We start from the raw sequence: 19,312 nt of genomic DNA on the forward strand, positions 1-19,312 counted from the left end.
GTTTTCTTAATTTTATGGAGGAGTTAAATTATGCAGAAGGCTTGGAAAAACATATATTGCACTAATTACATATCTGGGTATAGCCCTTTTAACATTAAAAATATGAATAAAGCAATAGAAAGACTAGCATCTGCAATTAACAATAGAGAAAAGATAGTTATATATGGTGGATGTGATTTAGATTCCATATGTGCAATATCATCTTTAATGCTTATACTAAAGTATTTAAATGCTGATGTTGAATATTGTGTAAGTTCAGAACATGAAGAAAAAAATTATGATATAGATGAATATACTTTAAGGGAAGATATTGCTTTTTTAGGTGCAGAACTTTTAATAACAGTAGGTTGTGGACTTAAAAATAAAGAGGTGGAGAATCTCTGTAATAGATTTAATATAGATCTAATAATAATGGAAAATAAACGCACAAAATGCATATATGATTCAACATATATAAACCCAAGTGAAGAAAAGTGTTCATATAGATATAAGGATTTGACTAATTCGGGGTTAACTTTTAAGTTAATGCAAGCTATTGCTATATATTATAACATGAAAAGAATAAATAAGTATTTAGATTTAATACTTATAGGTAGTGTTTCAAAGAACGTTAAAAATAAAGGGGAAAATGGAATAATATTAAAGGAAGGCATTCAATATTTAAGATATACTAATAGTATAGGATTGAATGCTATTAAGAGTTTCTTTAATATTAGTGATATAAATATAGATAGTATTAATAAAATAGTTAATGAGATAACTCCAAGAGAAGGTGCCATTAGCAAAAAAGATAACGCGAAGATAATTGTGGAGTTATTGACTACAAATGATAAGGACAGAGCGGAGCAAATAACTAAATATATTTATAATGAAAAAATAAGGTAGTAATTAAAATTTATATATATTTATTGATTTTGGAGGCAAAGTAATGAGTTTAAAGGATAAAATAAGAGTTATAGAAGATTTTCCTAAGAAGGGAATAAGTTTTAAAGACATAACTACTTTAATAGCAGATGGAGAAGGCTTAAGAGATTCAGTTGACCAAATGGCAGAATTCTTCAAAGATAAGAATATTGACGTTGTAGTTGGACCAGAAGCTAGAGGATTTATATTTGGAGTTCCTGTAGCATATGCTTTAGGTGTTGGATTCATTCCAGTAAGAAAGCCAGGTAAACTTCCAGGGGATACAGTTAGAGTAGAATATGATTTAGAGTATGGAAAAGATGCTTTAGAAATACACAAAGATGCTATAAAACCAGGTATGAGAGTTGCTATAGTTGACGATCTTTTAGCTACTGGTGGTACAATAGCTGCTGTTGCTAAATTAGTAGAACAAGCTGGTGGAGAAGTTGCTGGATTAGCATTTACTATTGAGTTAACAGAATTAAAAGGAAGAGATAAATTAAAAGGATACGAAGTAACATCATTAGTTGATTATGATGTTTAAAATTCTTTAATTTTGTAAAAAATTATAATAGAGTTTAAAATGGCTGGTTTATTGACCAGCCATTAATTTTATTATTGGTTTATTTTATTTTTTTGTTATATAATAATATAATATATTAAAAGAAATTTTAAGTAGGGGAGAATAATCCAGTATGTTAGAAGAACTAATTTCTAAAATAAAAGCTAATGGGAACAATGTTGATATAGATTTAGTTAAAAAAGCATATGATTTAGCTTTTGAAGCACATAAAGAACAAAAAAGAGAATCAGGAGAGCCATACATAATTCATCCTATTAGCGTAGCTATGATATTAGCTGATATGGGCATGGACACAAATACTATAGTTGCAGGACTTCTTCATGATGTCATAGAAGATACGGATTATACTTATGAAGATATAAGTAATATTTTTAATGTTGAAGTAGCTAACTTAGTTGATGGCGTTACTAAACTTGGTAAGATAAAATATAAAAGCAAAGAAGAACAACAAGCTGACAATGTAAGAAAAATGCTTTTAGCAATGGCTAAAGACATAAGGGTTATAATAATAAAACTAGCAGATAGACTTCATAATATGAGAACACTTAAATATATGAAGCCTGAAAAACAGAAGAAAAAAGCTCAAGAAACTTTAGATATATTTGCACCTTTAGCTCATAGATTAGGTATATCTAAAATAAAGTGGGAATTAGAAGATTTGTGTTTAAGATATATTCACCCAGAAGAATATTATGACTTAGTAAATATGATAGCTGAAAAAAGAGTGGAGAGAGAAAAATTTATTTCTCGTATAATTGAAGAGCTAAAAGAAAATTTAGATAAAGCTAATATAGATAGCGATATAGAAGGAAGACCAAAACATTTCTACAGTATATATAGAAAAATGGTAAATAAACATAAGAGCATAGAACAAATCTTTGATTTAACAGCCATAAGGATTTTAGTTAATACAGTTAAAGATTGCTATGCAGTACTAGGTATAGTACACACGATTTATAAGCCAATACCAGGTAGATTTAAAGATTACATAGCGATGCCAAAACCTAATATGTATCAATCCTTACATACAACAGTAATAGGAAGTGAAGGAAAGACTTTTGAAATTCAAATAAGAACTTTTGAAATGCATAGAACGGCTGAGTACGGAATAGCAGCTCACTGGAAATATAAGAGTGGTGTTACTGGAACTGATTCAAAAGATATGACTTTTGAAAACAAGTTAACATGGCTTAGAGATATACTTGAGTGGCAAAAGGAAGCTGTTGATGCAACTGAGTTTATGGAAGGATTCAAGCTTGACTTATTCTCAGATGAAATATTTGTATTTACTCCTAAGGGGGTAGTTATAAATTTACCAGCGGGAGCAACTCCTATAGACTTTGCATATAAGATTCATACAGATATAGGAAACAAGTGTGTAGGAGCTAAGGTAAACGGAAAGATAGTAACTTTAGATTACAAGCTTAAAACTGGGGAAATAGTAGAGATATTAACATCTTCATCATCTAGAGGGCCTAATATAGATTGGTTAAATATAGCTAATAGTAATCAAGCTAGAAGTAAAATAAAACAATGGCTTAGAAAAGCAAGAAGAGAAGAAAATTTAGAAAGAGGAAAGGAAATGCTTGAAAAGGAATGTAAGAAGCAATCCTTAGTATTTTCAGACCTTTGCAAAGGGCCATTATATGACAAATTATTAAAAAGATATCATTTAAATAATATTGAAGAAATATATGTAGCCGTAGGAGAAGGAGAGTTACTTTCATCTACTGTAATATCTAAGCTTAAAGAGAATGTTGTAAAACAGGTTAGCGAAGAAGAATTAAATAAAAATATTGAAGAACAAATAGCTAAAACTGAAAGACAAACAAAGAAAAAACAAAGCTATGGAGTAACTGTTAAGGGATTAAACAATATAATGGTTAGATTTGCAAGATGTTGTAATCCTGTACCTGGAGATGATATAGCTGGATACATAACTAAAGGAAGAGGAGTTTCTGTACATAGAAAGGACTGTTCTAATTTTAAAGCTATAGTAGAAAAACAGGGAGAGAAAGTTGTAGATGTTAGTTGGGGAACTGAAAAGGGAGCTGCATATGTGGCTGAACTTGAAGTTAAAGCAGAAGATAGAATGTGTTTATTATCTGATGTTATGTTAGTTATAACTGACTCTAATCTTAGCCTACTTTCTTTAAATGCTAAATCAGGTAAAAATGGAGTAGCAAATATAAATATTCAAGTAAAAATTGATAATATAGAACAATTAAAAGAATTAATGAAGAAAATAAGAAGACTACAAGGAATATTAGACGTTTATAGAGTAAATAAATAAAAGGGGGCATAACCGTGAGAGTTGTAGTTCAAAGAGTAAATAAATCCTCTGTTAAAGTGGATAATGAGATAGTTGGAAGTATAAATAAAGGCTTTAATGTATTAGTTGGAATTGGTAAAGAGGATACTATTGAAGACTTAAAATATATGAAAGATAAAGTTTTAAACTTAAGAGTTTTTGAAGATGAAGAAGATAAAATGAATTTATCTTTAAAGGATGTTTGTGGAGAACTACTTCTTATATCACAATTTACCCTTTATGGAGACTGTAGAAAGGGAAGAAGACCAAATTTCATGAATGCTCTTGGAGGGGATGAAGCTAAGAAACTTTTTGATGAGTTTGTAAGCATGTGTAGAGAAGAGGGCATAAAAGTTGAAACTGGAGTCTTTGGTGCCCATATGGTAGTTGACATAGAAAATGATGGGCCTGTAACTTTAATTTTAGATAGCAAAAAGAATTTCTAAACAAATATTACTATTTTGCCAATAAAGCATTATAATAAATATAGGCTTTTAGAAAAGTTAAACATTGAGATTTTTTATAGGAGTTTAGCTTAATAAGTTAGACTCCTATAAATTCGGTTAAAAATATAAATTAAACTTCATTTTTTAGGAGGGATTGATATGTTAATAAAAACAATTCCAGTAGGAATGTATCAAGCTAATTGTTATGTTGTTATAGATGAAGAAACTAAGGATTGTATAATAGTAGATCCAGGTGAAGAAGCATCAAGAATTGAAAGTGTAATAGAATCTTTAGATGCAAAACCAAAAATGATATTATTAACTCATGGACATTTTGATCATGTGGGAGCTGTGCAAAAACTTGCAGAAAAATATAAAATACCTTTTTATATAGATAAAAAAGATGAAGATATGATAGAAAGAAATGTTGATGTTTTTGGAAAACTTCCAAAGGCAGATGGATATTTAAAAGATGGAGATACTCTTAAGTTCTCAGATAATTATGAAATAAAATGTCTAGAGACACCAGGACATACTCCAGGAGGATTATGCTTCTTAATAGATAATTGTCTTTTTACAGGAGATACTCTATTTAGAGAATCAATTGGAAGAAGTGATTTTGAAGGGGGTAATCATTCCACTCTTCTTAAGAGTATAAATGATAAACTGGTTCCATTAGGTGATGACATAGCAGTATATCCAGGACATGGACCAAGTTCAACTATTAAACACGAAAGACAAAGAAACCCATTTTTAGCAGGAGATTTTTATGTATATTAAAATATATCTTAATGACTTAAAGTATAGATATGACGTTTATCAAATGTTTAATATATTCTATACTTTTAAGGAATTAAAGTTTGTAAATAAAGATGAAGAGAGAGACTACGATGTCTTTATATCTGAAAATATGGTTAAGATTTCAGAGGGAGACAATAGTTTTTCTTATGAGTTCAAAGAAGGATACGGATTTAAAACAGAACTTAAAAAGGGAATATTCAAATTTTTATCTGAAACTCTTAAGGATGAATATCCTTGGGGAACATTAGTTGGAATAAGACCAAGTAAAATAGCCTTATCTCTAATAAGAGAAGGAAAATCTGAGGAAGAGATAATAAAATATTTTGAAGATAATTATATGGCTAGGGAAGAAAAAGCTAAACTTTGCATAGAAGTTGCAGAAAGAGAAGAAAGTTTTGTAAATAAAGAGGAAAAAAACATAAGTATATATGTTGGTATGCCTTTTTGCCCTACAAGATGCCTTTATTGTTCCTTTGCAGCAAATCCTATAGCTGGATGTAAGAAAGATATTGAGCCTTATTTAGAAGCTTTAAGTAAAGAAATTTCAGCTATAAGTGATTATGTATCAAAGAAAGGCTTAAAGATAGAAACTGTTTATTTTGGTGGAGGTACTCCAACCTCAGTAAATAATGAACATTTTGAAGTATTAATGAAACATATATATGATAGTTTCGTTAATAATAAAGGAATAAAGGAGTTCACTGTTGAATGTGGAAGACCTGATTCTATAACTGAAGAAAAATTAAAAACTATGAAGAGATATGAAGTATCTAGAATATCTATAAATCCTCAAAGTATGAACGATAAAACCTTGAAATCAATAGGTAGAGGGCATTTAACAGAGGATGTAGTGGATAAATTCAATTTGGCAAGAAGCTTAGACTTTGATAACATAAATATGGATATTATAATAGGTCTTCCAAATGAAGATATTTCAGAAGTTTCTAAAACATGCTCTATGATAAAGGATCTTAATCCAGATAGTTTAACTATTCATGGGATGTCTATTAAAAGAGCATCAAGACTTCATGAAAATTTAGTTTTACATAACACTATAACTATTGCAGAGCAAAAAAATCTTAATAAGATGTATGAAATGAGTAAAGTTTTAGGTAGAGAACTAAATATGCATCCATATTATATGTATAGACAAAAAAATATGGTTGGTAACATGGAGAATGTGGGATATTCAAAAGATAACAAGGAATGTATCTACAATATTCAAATGATTGAAGATAAGCAGACTATAATTGCATTAGGAGCAGATGCAGTTTCTAAGGTAGTATTTTTAGAAGAAGATAAAAATCGTATAGAAAGATTTGCAAATGTTAAAGATGTAAAGGAATATGTAAAAAGAATAGAGGAAATGGTTGAAGGTAAGATAGAATTACTTGATACTTTATATAAATAAAAAATTTAATATTATGTAGGAGGAGTTGTTTATGGCGATACAAGCTCAAAAGGGTACAAAGGATATGTTACCTAATGACGCTTATAAATGGCATTATATAGAAGAAAAGTTAAGAAAAATATCAGCTGAATATGGAATTAGAGAGATCAGAACTCCTATGTTTGAGGCAACTGAACTTTTCAAAAGAGGAGTTGGAGAAACTACTGACGTGGTTCAAAAGGAAATGTATACTTTTGAAGATAAAGGTGGAAGAAGTATAACTCTTAAACCAGAGGGGACAGCTCCAGCTGTTAGAGCATTTATTGAAAATAGTTTATATGCTGATGCTCAGCCAACAAAAATGTTCTATTTTACTCCATGCTTTAGATATGAAAAAATGCAAAAAGGAAGATTAAGAGAATTCCATCAATATGGAATAGAAGTTTTTGGTTCACAAGAAGCTTCTATTGATGCAGAAATCTTATCTTTAGTTATGAGAGTATTAACAGAGGATTTTGGAATAAAAGGATTAAGCTTAAATATAAACAGTTTAGGATGTCCAAAATGTAGAGCAAAATTCAATGAAGCTTTAAAACAATACTTAAAAGAGAACTATGATAATCTTTGTGAAACTTGTAAAACAAGATTTGAAAAGAATCCTATGAGAATCATAGACTGTAAAGAAAAGAGATGTAAGGAAATAGTTAAGGAAGCTCCTTCAATACTAGATTACATCTGCGAAGAGTGTAGTGATCACTTTAGCAAGTTAAAAGCTTACTTAGATGTTATGGGAATAGAGTATAACATAGATCCACAAATAGTAAGAGGATTAGATTACTATAGTAAAACTGTTTTTGAAGTTATAAAAGATGGATTAACAGTTTGTGGTGGAGGAAGATATGACTACTTAGTAGAAGAAGTAGACGGTCCTAAAACTCCAGCTATGGGATTTGGATTAGGTTTAGAAAGACTTCTTTTAATATTAGATGAGGAAGGAATAGAAATTCCTGAACCTGTTAGATGCGAAGTTTATATTGGCTCAATGGGAGATAATGCTAAGCTTGAAGCTATGAAATTAGCATTTAATCTTAGAAAAGCTGGCATAAAGGCTGAAATAGATCACTTAGGAAAGAGTGTTAAGGCTCAAATGAAATATGCTAATAAAATAGGAGCTAAATATACTTTTGTTATAGGTGATTCTGAAATAGAAGAAAATAAAATTAAAATTAAGAGAATGAGCGATGGAGAACAATTCGAAATCAGCTTAGATATAAATGAAATAGTAAATATAGTTAAGTAGTAGACAGGAGGAGAATTAAAATGGGTGAAGCTTTAAATGGATTAAAGCGTAACATAATGTGTGGCGACGCTAGAGAAAGCCATATTGGACAAAAAGTAACCGTAATGGGTTGGGTTCAAAGAAATAGAAATCTTGGAGGTCTTCAATTTATAGACTTAAGAGATAGAGAAGGAATTTTACAGGTTGTATTTAATGATGATTTAGGAGAAGAAATCCTAGAAAAAGCAAAATCAATAAGACCTGAATATTGTATTGCTGTAACAGGTGAAATAGTTAAGAGAGAATCAGTAAATCCAAACATGCCAACAGGTATGGTTGAGTTAAAAGCTGAGGAATTAAAGATTTTATCTGAGTCAGATACTCCTCCAATATATATAAAAGAAGATTTAGATGCTGCTGAAAGTATTAGATTAAAGTATAGATACTTAGATTTAAGAAGACCAGATATGCAAAATATCTTCAAAATAAGACATAAGACAACTAAAGCAATAAGAGATTATTTAGATCAAAATGGTTTCTTAGAAATGGAGACACCAATACTTACAAAGTCAACTCCAGAAGGAGCTAGAGATTATCTTGTTCCATCAAGAAACTATCCAGGAATGTTCTATGCATTACCTCAATCACCACAATTATTTAAACAATTATTAATGGTATCAGGTTTTGATAGATACTTCCAAATAGTTAAGTGTTTCAGAGATGAGGACTTAAGAGCTAATAGACAACCAGAGTTTACTCAAGTTGACTTAGAAATGTCATTTGTTGAGCAAGACGATGTTATGGCTTTAAATGAAGGTTTAATAAAACATGTATTTAAAGAGGTTTTAGGAGTAGATGTAAAAACTCCAATAAAGAGAATGACATTTAAAGATGCTATGGAAAAATACGGTTCAGATAAACCTGACTTAAGATTTGGAATGGAAATCACAAACTTAAGTGATGTTGTTAAAGAATGTGGATTTAAAGTATTCACAGACGCTGTAGCTAATGGCGGTTCTGTTAGAGGTTTATGCTTAGAAGGCGGAGCTTCTATGGGAAGAAAAGACATAGATAGATTAGGAGAGTTCGTTAAAACTTTCAAAGCTAAAGGATTAGCATGGATTCAATTAAAAGAAGAAGGTGTTAAATCACCAATAGCTAAATTCTTTAGTGAAGAGGATCTAAACAAAATAATTGAAACTATGGGAGCTAAAACAGGAGATTTAATTCTTATAGTTGCTGATAAAAACTCAGTAGTTTTAAAAGCTTTAGGAGAATTAAGATTAGAGCTTTCAAGAAAATTTGATTTAGTTAAAGATAAGAGTGAGTTTAACTTCACATGGATAACAGAGTTTGATCTTCTTGAGTACGATGAAGAAGAAGGAAGATACTTTGCAGCTCACCATCCATTTACAATGCCAATGGATGAGGATATACAATACTTAGATACTGATCCAGGAAGAGTTAGAGCTAAGGCTTATGACTTAGTATTAAATGGAGAAGAGTTAGGTGGAGGATCTATAAGAATACATGATACTAAACTTCAAGAAAAAATGTTTGAAGTATTAGGATTTACTCAAGAATCAGCTTGGGAAAGATTTGGATTCTTATTAGAAGCATTTAAATTTGGACCACCACCACACGGCGGATTAGCTTTCGGTTTAGATAGAATGATAATGTTCTTAGCAGGAACTGAAAATATTAAGGACGTTATAACATTCCCTAAAAACCAAAATGCATTCTGTTATTTAACTGAAGCACCTAATATAGTAGATGAAGAACAATTAAAAGAATTAGGAATTGAAACAATAAAGAAAGAAGATACGGCAGAATAATTTTTGAGCAATCTAAATTGAGATACTAAAGTAAACTTAATTAGCGTGGGTTTTTACTCACGCTAATTTTAGTCAATTTATATGGAAAATGAGTAAAAAGGCTTGCACTTTATAAGTTAAGAGTTTTTATTACTTTACCATTTAAAAAGTAAATCTTAATTATAGATTGCTATTTTTATTGACTTTCAAATAGGAATTAAGGTATATTAAGTAATTAATATGAAATAATAATATAAATTAAAAATATTATATATTAGATTACAATAATGGTATGAGGTGTAAATTTTGAATGATAATGAAGCTTTAAGAAAAGATATACTTGTAAGATTAAGAAAAATAGAGGGGCAAGTAAAAGGAATTCAAGGAATGGTAGAGAAGGATGTTTGTTGTAGGGATGTATTAACTCAAATATCTGCCATAAGAGCTGCTATAAACAAAGTTGGGGTACTTCTTATAGAAAACTATGCTAGAAATTGTATGGGTATAGGAGAAGAGGATAAAGAGGAATTAGCAGGATTAGAACAATTAATAAAAACATTAAATAGTTTTGTAAAATAATAGACCACCTTTGTGGTCTATTTTTTTGTATGAAAATCTATATTGCTTTTGTTTTTTAATTTTTTAAATAATAATATGTTTTTAGGATTTAATGATCCATGAGTATATTGTTTTTTTCTATTGTTTATTAAACGAGTGATTGTAGATACAAATAAAACTCCTAAGGCTAATGCGCCTGAAGATGAAATTGTCATTATGGCTTGATTCCAAGTTGACATAGCATCTCCCTTTATAGCTTCGTACATAGTATTATACATGCCCCCTCCAGGAACTAAGGGGATTAAGGCACAAACAACTATTGTGGTTACTGGAGTTTTTAAAATTCTTGCATATATTTCAGAATAAGCACTAAAGGCAATTGCTGAAAAGAACATTGATAATATGACACTTAGTCCAAAATATAATCCTATTTTATAAACTAGCCACCCTAAGGCTCCACCTATTCCGGCAAAGAATAAATTCTTTCCGTGAATATTAAATAATACTCCAAAAGCTATAGTAGCTATGAAGGTAGCTAGAACTTCTTTAATTAAAACCACTTATATACCACCTCCAAAGTAAATCCAAATACTCATAACCATACCAGTTCCAACAGCTATAGAGATAGCTACTAAGAAGGCCTCAGCTGCCCTTATAAGGCCTGATATTAAATCACCAGCTATTGTATCTCTAATAGCATTTGTAATAGATAAACCAGGAACTAATAGCATTATACTACCTATTATCATTGTGTCTAAATTACTTCCAACTCCTAAGCTATAGGCTATTAAGGATAAGAGAGCAGCGATTGCTCCACCTAAAGTATTTATAAAAAAGGCGTTTATTCCTAATTCCCCAGCCTTAAAGGTAGCTAGTTTTACAAACATTCCAACAAAAAATGATACTACGCAGTCTTCTATATTACCTCCTAATATAGTGGTGAATCCAGCAGCTGCTATGGCTGAAAATACTAGATTTGTTCTGAAATCGTATTTAGGACAGTTTTCATTTATATCTATTAATTTTTCTAAAACCTCATCAAGAGAATATTTTTCCGTATAAAGTTTTCTTGAAAGTTCATTAACCAAGTGGATTTTCTGCAAATCAACAGTTCTATTAGTAACTCTTTTTACTAAAGTAGTTGTATAATTATTCTCATCGTAAACAGAAACCATAATTCCAGTTGGGGTAACAAAACTTTCAGCATATCTAATACCGTAAGCTGCACAGATTCTACAAATAGTTTCCTCAACTCTGTAAGTTTCTCCACCGCTTTCTAGTATTATTCTACCTGCAAAAGTTGCAATATGTAATACTTTGTCAAAATCCATATTATTCTCCCCTATGTAAATTTATAACCAATATAGTAATTATAACATATGAAAAGTTAAAATAAGCTATACAAACTCATATTAGTTTAATCAAAATATAAACAAATTATTTTTTGTTGCTAAAAATAATTAATAAATTTATAATAAGTAATATACATTTTACGTTTGGGGTGAAGAAAATGAATTTTGACAACTTAGAAAGAGAAGATGAGCAAATTGCACATCTTGTTCAAAAGGAAAAGGAAAGACAAGAAAATAGTATAGAGCTTATAGCTTCAGAAAACTTTGTTAGCAAAGCTGTTATGGAAGCTATGGGATCATATTTAACAAATAAATATGCTGAGGGTTACCCTTCAAAAAGATACTATGGTGGATGTCACGTAGTAGATGAGGTTGAAGATTTAGCAAGAGAAAGAGTAAAAAAATTATTTGGGGCTGAGCATGCTAATGTACAACCACATTCAGGATCACAAGCTAATATGGCTGTTTATTTTTCAATATTAGAGCCAGGTGATACTGTATTAGGAATGGATTTAAGCCATGGAGGACATTTAACTCATGGTTCACCAGTTAACTTTTCAGGTAGATTATTTAATTTCGTGTCATATGGTGTAGATAAAGAGACAGAAACAATAAATTATGAAACTGTAAGAGAATTAGCTCTTAAACATAAACCTAAATTAATAGTTGCAGGAGCTAGTGCATATTCAAGAATTATAGATTTTAAAACTTTAAGAGAGATAGCAGATGAGGTAGGAGCATACTTAATGGTTGATATAGCTCACATTGCAGGGCTTGTAGCTACAGGCTTACATCCATCACCAGTTCCTTATGCTGATTTTGTTACATCAACAACTCATAAAACTTTAAGAGGACCAAGAGGTGGATTAATACTTTGTAAAGAAAAATTTGCAAAAGCATTAGATAAGAATATCTTCCCAGGAATACAAGGTGGTCCTTTAATGCATATAATAGCTGCAAAGGCTGTTTGTTTTAAAGAAGCATTAGAACCAAGTTTTAAAACATATATGGAGCAAGTTGTTAAAAATGCACATGTTTTAGCAGAAGCTTTAGAATCTTATGGATTTAAATTAGTTTCAAATGGAACTGATAACCATTTAATACTTGTTGATTTAACTAATAAAGATATAACTGGTAAAGATGCAGAAATTCTTTTAGATAGCATAGGAATAACTTTAAACAAAAATACTGTACCAAATGAAACAAGAAGTCCATTTGTTACTAGTGGTGTTAGAATAGGAACTCCTGCTATAACAACTAGAGGATTTAAAGAAGAAGAAATGAAAGAAATAGCTTCTATAATAAATGATGCTATTAAAGAAAAAGATGGAGATTTAGAGCCATTAAAAGCAAGAGTTAAAGCTTTATGTGCTAAGTATCCTTTATATTAATAATTAAAAAATAGTTTTTAAGGTAGTACTAATTTCCCTTTGGTGAATTTAGTATTCTCTTTAAGAAATACTGAATAAAGAATTAAAGTCATGTTGCAATTTAAATTTGTAACATGGCTTTAATTTTTTAATAATAATAGTATTACAAGAGAATAATTTAAAAAGAGAAAATTTTTTGATATAGTTTATATTGTGAAAATATTCATATTAGTAGTTGAAAGAGGTGAACTTTCATAGGAATTTACCTATGAAGATTTTTATGAGATTTATAGATTTTCATTGTGATACAGCATCACGTATGCTTCAAGAAAATAAAAAGCTTTTTAAAAATGATTTAAAAGTTGATATAAATAAATTAAGAGAAGGGGAAGCTTTAGCTCAATTTTTCGCTTTGTTTATAAATAAAGAATGTAATTCTGATACTTATTCTTATTGCAAAGAAATGCTACAGAATTTTAAAAGAGAAATAAATGAGAATTCAAGAGATATAGTCTTATGCAGAAATATAAGTGATTTAGAAAGGGCAGAAAAAGAGGATAAAATAGGAGCCTTTATAACTATTGAAGAGGGAGATGCTATTAAGGGTGACATTGAAAAGTTAAGGGAGTTTAAAGAAGAGGGAGTTTCTTTAATAACCTTAACTTGGAACTATATAAATGACTTAGGATATCCAAATTATGAGTTTAAATATAAGGATAAGGGTCTTACTAAAAAAGGTATAGAAGTTGTGGAAGAAATGAATAGTCTAGGAATGTTAATAGATGTTTCTCATCTTTCTGATGGAGGATTCTATGATGTAATAAAATATTCAAAGAGTCCAATTATAGCATCTCATTCTAATAGTAGAACAAAGACTAATCATAGCAGAAATTTAACTGACCATATGATTAAAGAGCTAGCTAATAATGGTGGGGTAACAGGAATAAATTTTTGCAATGCTTTCTTAAAAGAAGAGTGGGAAGAGGATTTAAATTTAGCTTCCATAAGAAATATGGTTAGACATATAAAACACATAAGAAATATTGGGGGAATAGATGTTATTTCCTTAGGATCTGATTTTGATGGTATAGAAAATGAGGTTGAAATTAAAGATTCAAGTAAGATGAGCTTATTATTAAATACCTTGGAAAGGGAAGGTTTTAAAGAGGATGAAATAGAGAAAATATATTATAAGAATGCAAAGAGAATAATAAGAGATGTTTTAAGATAGTCTTATAACTTAGTTATATAATGGTTTATGAAAATAAGTTTTAATAAGTTATTTTGATACAACTTTTAAGAATTTTAATATTGTGCAGAAAAGGATGAAGGATTAATGGAGAAAAAATTATTAGGCAAGATAGTATATATAACAGGAGCTTCAAAGGGAATTGGAAGAGGAATAGCAAGGGAATTTGGAAAGGCTGGAGCTTTTGTTTTAGTTGGATATAATAGTGATTTAGAAGGGGCTAATGAAACCTTAAATATGATTAAAGAACTAGGTGGTTCAGGAGAAATTTTAGGTGGAAATGTAGCAAATAAGGATGAGAGAAATCATATAATAAGTTCTATTAAAAATAAATTTGGAAAACTTGATGTATTAGTAAATAATGCTGGAATTTCAAAAATAGGATTATTTATGGATGCTAGTGATGAAGAGATAGATTCTATTATGAATGTTAACTTAATAGGTGCTATGAAGCTTACAAGGGATTCTATGGACTTATTAAGAGAAGGAAGTAATTCATCAATTATAAATATATCATCCATATGGGGGAATGTTGGGGCTTCCTGCGAAGTTTTATATTCAACTACTAAGGGAGGAATGAATTTATTTACTAAGGCCTTAGCAAAAGAAATAGCTCCTTGGGGAATAAGAGTAAATTGTATAGCTCCAGGTGTAATAAATACAGAGATGAATTCATGGCTTAGTAAGGAAGAAAAAGAGGGGCTAGAGGAAGAAATTCCTATGAATAGATTTGGAGAGGTTGAAGAGATTGGAAGAGTGGCAAAATTTTTAGCTTCAGAGGATTCTTCATACTTAACAGGACAAATATTAACTGTAGATGGTGGAATGCTTTAAAAAAACTAAAAGATTCTGTATAAAAATATAATAAAGCTTACAAACAATATGAAGAGAATATCTAGATGAGCTTTAGAATTTAAATTATTATGTAGAAGATATCACGTTAAAAAGCTTAGACTGTTTGAAGCGCAGCAAGTTTCTAAGCTTTAGTGATATCTTCGGAGTAATAATTATAAATTCTTAGCGAAATCTAGTAATTCTCGGAATATGTTTGTAAGCTTTATTAAAAGTTACTTTTTAGATTTCTTCTACTTCATCTATTTCTTTAGATTTTTTTAGGGTAAAGTAGAATTTAACCCCATTTTCTGTATTCATAACTCCGAATTCACTTTCGTGAGCTTGAAGTAGATTTTTAACTATGGATAGTCCAAGTCCTGTACTTCTAGAGCCTCTATTTCTTGAGGTATCTCCTCTATAAAATTGAGTCCAAATCTTATTTATGTCTGAATCAGGAATATGGGCACCGGTATTTTCAATTGAGAAGTATATTTTATCTTCCTCAACTGGTTTTATATCTATTATTATTTGGTTGTTAGGTTCAGAATATTTTATAGCATTGGTAACAAAATTAGTTAGTACCTGTTCTATTTTAAAGTCATCTCCTTGAACATATAAATCGTTAGTAGGAGAGTAGTTTTTTATTACAGTTAAATTATTTTTATTTATGTCAACAGAATTCTTTACTAAAACTTCCTCAGTAAGTTCAGTAAGGGAAAAATCTATTATATGTAAATCAATTTTTCCAGCCTCAAGCTTTGAAAGTTCAAGCATATCCATAACTAATTTGTTCATTTTTTCTGCTTCATCAATTATTATATCTAAGTAAACTCCTTGATCCTTATGATCCACTATACCGTCTTTTATTCCTTCAGCATATCCAGATATTATACCAATAGGAGTTTTAAGTTCATGGGATGCTCCAGCAATAAAATCTTTTCTAAGTTTTTCTAGTTCTCTTTCTTTTTCTATATCTTCTTCTAACTTTTTATTTTTTATTTTTAAATCATCTAAGGCATTAGATAGATTTTTAGACAAAAAGTTTAAAGTTTTAGCTAGATTTCCTATTTCATCTTCACGTTCTATATCACACTTTTCAGAGAAGTCCATAGCACTCATTTTCTTTGCAGATTTATTTAATTTCACTAGAGGTTTAGAAATTAAGTTTGAAAATACATAGGATAAAATTAATCCAATCACTATGACTATAAGAATTATGTATTTATAAAAATCCTTTATTAAGGCGCTTGCTTCTTCAATTGCTTGGAATGATGTTATGGCTATAATAATAGAATCGTTCTTAGAATTAAGAGAAAATGGCACCATATAAACAATATATTTTGTTGAGTATTTTCTGCTTTTAAATTCTGTAGTTACTCCAGAATTTGAATTTAATAAGGTTTTTGCAAAATCCTGGTCACTATATAACTCATTAAAAATATCGTTTAATAAATCTACAGCCTCTGAGTTTTTATTAGCTGGATCAGGAACATATTTTGGTGTACTATCTATGGAATAAATTCCTATTTTAGCGTTGTTTTCAAGTTCAAAAAGGCTTAAAGCCCTATATAAAGAGTCTGTATTTTTTATGTCATAAGAATATAGAGCTCTAAACTTTAAAACTGCATTGCTTAAATCATTACTTTTTCTTTTATAATAAAATTCTTGGAAAAATGTAATTTGGAATATCATTGTAAACAAGGTTAAGAATATTATTATACCAAAAGTTATTATAAATAATCTTTTTGAAATACTTTTTTTCACTATTTCACCTCAAACTTATAGCCACTTCCCCTAACAGTAGCTATATAATTAGCTTTATCTAGTAATTTTTCTCTAAGTCTTTTTATGTTCGTATCAACTGTTCTTATATCTCCAAAATAATCATAGCCCCAAACATTATCTAGAATTCTATCCCTTGATAAAGCTATTCCTTCATTTGAAGAAAGGTAAATAAGTAAATCATATTCCTTAGGAGATAGTAATAGTTCTTCTCCATTTAGTTTTACTTCATGAGATAGTTTATTTATTGTTAATCCATTAAAATCTAAAATGTTTTTATCATTTAATGTACCTGTTCTTCTTAATAATGCTTTAGCTTTTGCTAATAAAACCTTAGGGCTAAAGGGTTTAGTCATATAATCATCAGCTCCAAGCTCATAACCTAAAAGTTTATCTTCCTCTTGGCTTTTAGCTGTTAATAATATTATAGGAGTATTTGAAACTTCCCTTATATTTCTACAAACAGCAAGTCCATCTAATTTTGGCATCATTATATCTAATATTGCTAAATCAACTATATTTTCAGAAAATATCCTAAGAGCTTCCTCACCATCAGAAGCTTCTAACACATTAAATCCCTCTTTTTTGAAGTAATCTCTTACAAGAAATCTTATACGTATTTCATCTTCTACAATAAGTACCGTTTTATTCATATAACCACCAACCTTTAAAAAATATTGTTTTAACTTACTTAATATTATACAATGAAAACTAAGGTTTATATAAATAATTTTAGGGGAGTTTTTAATGAAAAGATGGACATTTGATGAAAATACCATAATTTTACCCAATGGGCTAAAAGTTATAACAATAAAAAAAGATACAAGATTAGCATCTATAAATATTGGTGTTAATATAGGATCTTTATATGAAGATGAAAAAGAATTAGGCATGAGCCACTTTGTTGAGCACATGCTTTTTAAAGGAACAAAGAATAGAAGTAATGAACAATTAAATAGAGAATTAGAATTTTTAGGTGGAGATTATAATGCATATACAGATTATATTTCAACAGTATATAGCATTACTTGTCTAGATGAGGAATTTGAAAAGGGAATAGAACTTTTAAGTGATATGGTTTTAAATTCTTCCTTTGATGAAAAAGAGATGAAAAAAGAAAAGGGAGTTGTTTTATCAGAGATAAAAAGTGATAAGGATGATATTGAAGATTTAAGTATTAGCAGAACTCATGAATATGCCTTTGATAAATCAGCACTTAGAAATTCTATTGCAGGAACTGAAGAACATGTTAAGGGCTTTAAAAGAAAGCAGGTTTATGATTTTTATAAAAAATATTATACTCCTGATAATTGTGTTATTGTAACTGTAAGTGCCTTTAGTCATGAACAAATGCAAAAAATAATAACAGACTTATTTGGAAAGTGGGAAGGAAAATCTCATAAAAAGGCTAAAATAATAAAAGAAGAAAATAAAAACATAGTAAAAACAACTTACAAATCTCAAATAGAGCAAGGAACAGTTACTTATCTTTATGCCTTTAAAGAGGTTTGTGAAAAAGATAAACTTCCATTAAAGATATTAAGTTATAAACTAGCTGAAAGTTCAAACTCAATATTATTTAGAGAGCTTAGAGAAGAGCGTGGATTAGCTTATGATGTATATAGTCAAATGGATTTAGACGAAAACGTAAATACAATGAATATTTTTACCTCAGTTAGAGAAGAATCCATAGATGAGGTAATAGAAGTAATAGACAAAGCCATATTAGACATAAAAAATAAAGATATAAACTTTGATGAAGATATGCTTTGCATGATGAAAAAGACTCATAAGACAGGAGTAGTTTCTACCTTAGAAGATTGTAGCAGTTTATGCAGTTATGTATTAGTTCAAAGCTTAGCTGGAAAAGATATAACTGAGTTTATAAATAGCATGGAAGAATTAGAAACTTTAACTGGGGAAGATATCTATAGGGTTTGTAATAAATATTTGAATAAGCCTACTATACACATATTAAAACCAATGGAGTAGATAAAATGGGAAAAATAACGAGTATAGAAGTTCAAAAGAGAAATGTAAATAGAGTAAATGTTTATGTGGATGAAGCCTTTACCTTTGCTTGTGACGCTGAACTTATATATAAACAAGGAATACAAAAGGATTCTGTAATAGATGTTGAGGCAATCAAGGAAATTGTAAAAGAAGATGAATTTATAAAATGTAAAAATTCTGCATTAAGAACAGTTGAGAAAACCTATAAAACAGAAAAGGAATTAAGAGATAAACTTACTGAAAAAGGTTTTGAAGAGGATACAATTAAAAGAGCCATAGAATTTTTAAAGGAATACAATCTTTTAAATGATGAAAAATATGCAGAGATGTATATAAAGGATAGGCTTAGAAGTCAGGGAAGAAATAAAATAAAATATGCTCTTATAAGAAAGGGCGTTAGTGAAGATATACTTTTAGATAAATTATCTAATATTGATACTGAGGATGAAAATGATACTGCATTTAAGTTAGCAGAAAAGAAATATAATATACTAAAGAAAAAAGAAAGTGATAAATATAAATTATCTCAAAAATTATTTAGATTTCTTTTATCTAAAGGATATGATTATGACTGCTGTAATAGCATAGTTAGAAGATTAACAAATAATGAATATATGGAGTAGATAA

General features: G+C 29.4%; 18 protein-coding genes. 14 read left to right on the plus strand and 4 right to left on the minus strand.

Translation table 11 applies throughout. The features are described 5' to 3' along the window. Positions 1–30 precede the first annotated feature (30 nt). The 9 genes from I6G60_RS05645 to I6G60_RS05685 all read left to right on the plus strand — a co-directional run bounded on the left by I6G60_RS05645 (position 31) and on the right by I6G60_RS05685 (position 10,106). The gene (locus tag I6G60_RS05645) at positions 31–885 is read left to right on the plus strand and encodes a DHH family phosphoesterase (protein WP_003451668.1); all 855 of its coding nucleotides are present in this window, start codon (positions 31–33) and stop codon (positions 883–885) included. Between the two features lie 43 nt (positions 886–928). Continuing rightward, the gene (locus I6G60_RS05650) at positions 929–1,447 is read left to right on the plus strand and encodes an adenine phosphoribosyltransferase (RefSeq protein WP_003451591.1); all 519 of its coding nucleotides are present in this window, start codon (positions 929–931) and stop codon (positions 1,445–1,447) included. Between the two features lie 151 nt (positions 1,448–1,598). Further along, positions 1,599–3,779, plus strand: a complete 2,181-nt coding sequence (locus tag I6G60_RS05655) for a RelA/SpoT family protein (RefSeq protein ID WP_011591003.1) — start codon at positions 1,599–1,601, stop codon at positions 3,777–3,779. A gap of 14 nt (positions 3,780–3,793) precedes the next feature. Then, positions 3,794–4,243 carry a D-aminoacyl-tRNA deacylase gene (gene dtd / locus I6G60_RS05660; RefSeq protein ID WP_003451157.1) on the plus strand — a complete coding sequence of 150 codons (450 nt, stop codon included), beginning with the start codon at positions 3,794–3,796 and terminating at the stop codon, positions 4,241–4,243. Positions 4,244–4,402: 159 nt separating this feature from the next. Continuing rightward, on the plus strand, positions 4,403–5,023 hold the full coding sequence (locus I6G60_RS05665) for an MBL fold metallo-hydrolase (protein ID WP_011591002.1): 621 nt from the start codon (positions 4,403–4,405) through the stop codon (positions 5,021–5,023). Then, positions 5,013–6,455, plus strand: coding sequence for a coproporphyrinogen III oxidase (locus I6G60_RS05670; protein ID WP_011591001.1), 1,443 nt, complete (start codon positions 5,013–5,015; stop codon positions 6,453–6,455). Before I6G60_RS05665 ends, I6G60_RS05670 begins: the two co-directional genes overlap by 11 nt. Positions 6,456–6,486: 31 nt before the next feature. Beyond that, positions 6,487–7,734, plus strand: a complete 1,248-nt coding sequence (gene hisS / locus I6G60_RS05675) for a histidine--tRNA ligase (RefSeq protein WP_197925659.1) — start codon at positions 6,487–6,489, stop codon at positions 7,732–7,734. Between the two features lie 20 nt (positions 7,735–7,754). Next, entirely contained in the window at positions 7,755–9,548 is a 1,794-nt protein-coding gene (gene aspS, locus I6G60_RS05680; protein ID WP_142711687.1) for an aspartate--tRNA ligase, read from the plus strand. 285 nt (positions 9,549–9,833) lie between these two features. Beyond that, positions 9,834–10,106 (plus strand): metal-sensitive transcriptional regulator, encoded by a 273-nt coding sequence (locus I6G60_RS05685; RefSeq protein WP_003451077.1) that lies wholly within the window; start codon positions 9,834–9,836, stop codon positions 10,104–10,106. Between the two features lie 17 nt (positions 10,107–10,123). On the opposite strand, the gene I6G60_RS05690 is transcribed toward I6G60_RS05685, so the two are convergent. Together I6G60_RS05690 and I6G60_RS05695 are read right to left on the minus strand one after the other, a co-directional pair. Next, positions 10,124–10,645, minus strand: a complete 522-nt coding sequence (locus tag I6G60_RS05690; RefSeq protein WP_003451569.1) for a threonine/serine exporter family protein — start codon at positions 10,643–10,645, stop codon at positions 10,124–10,126. After that, positions 10,646–11,416, minus strand: coding sequence for a threonine/serine exporter family protein (locus tag I6G60_RS05695; RefSeq protein WP_003454759.1), 771 nt, complete (start codon positions 11,414–11,416; stop codon positions 10,646–10,648). It lies immediately after the preceding gene. A gap of 179 nt (positions 11,417–11,595) precedes the next feature. Here I6G60_RS05695 and glyA point away from each other — a divergent pair, with 179 nt between their 5' ends. From glyA to ymfI, 3 genes are all read left to right on the plus strand, one after another. After that, entirely contained in the window at positions 11,596–12,828 is a 1,233-nt protein-coding gene (glyA, locus tag I6G60_RS05700; protein ID WP_003468731.1) for a serine hydroxymethyltransferase, read from the plus strand. 247 nt (positions 12,829–13,075) lie between these two features. Beyond that, complete coding sequence (locus I6G60_RS05705) at positions 13,076–14,038, plus strand: dipeptidase (RefSeq protein ID WP_011591000.1); 963 nt, start codon at positions 13,076–13,078, stop codon at positions 14,036–14,038. Positions 14,039–14,143: 105 nt separating this feature from the next. Next, positions 14,144–14,890, plus strand: coding sequence for an elongation factor P 5-aminopentanone reductase (ymfI, locus tag I6G60_RS05710; RefSeq protein WP_003468803.1), 747 nt, complete (start codon positions 14,144–14,146; stop codon positions 14,888–14,890). A gap of 240 nt (positions 14,891–15,130) precedes the next feature. Here ymfI and I6G60_RS05715 read toward each other — a convergent pair whose 3' ends face one another. Together I6G60_RS05715 and I6G60_RS05720 are read right to left on the minus strand one after the other, a co-directional pair. Next, on the minus strand, positions 15,131–16,654 hold the full coding sequence (locus I6G60_RS05715) for a HAMP domain-containing sensor histidine kinase (protein ID WP_057257442.1): 1,524 nt from the start codon (positions 16,652–16,654) through the stop codon (positions 15,131–15,133). Beyond that, a complete protein-coding gene (locus tag I6G60_RS05720; protein WP_003454882.1) occupies positions 16,654–17,325 on the minus strand; it encodes a response regulator transcription factor in 672 nt (223 codons plus the stop codon). The genes I6G60_RS05715 and I6G60_RS05720 overlap by 1 nt, the downstream gene beginning before the upstream one ends. Before the next feature lie 94 nt (positions 17,326–17,419). Here I6G60_RS05720 and I6G60_RS05725 point away from each other — a divergent pair, with 94 nt between their 5' ends. After that, positions 17,420–18,664 carry a M16 family metallopeptidase gene (locus tag I6G60_RS05725; protein ID WP_057257443.1) on the plus strand — a complete coding sequence of 415 codons (1,245 nt, stop codon included), beginning with the start codon at positions 17,420–17,422 and terminating at the stop codon, positions 18,662–18,664. A gap of 5 nt (positions 18,665–18,669) precedes the next feature. Further along, positions 18,670–19,308, plus strand: a complete 639-nt coding sequence (recX, locus tag I6G60_RS05730; RefSeq protein WP_011590999.1) for a recombination regulator RecX — start codon at positions 18,670–18,672, stop codon at positions 19,306–19,308. Positions 19,309–19,312 lie beyond the last annotated feature (4 nt).

Source organism: Clostridium perfringens (assembly GCF_016027375.1).
Taxonomy (GTDB): Bacteria; Bacillota; Clostridia; order Clostridiales; family Clostridiaceae; genus Sarcina; species Sarcina perfringens.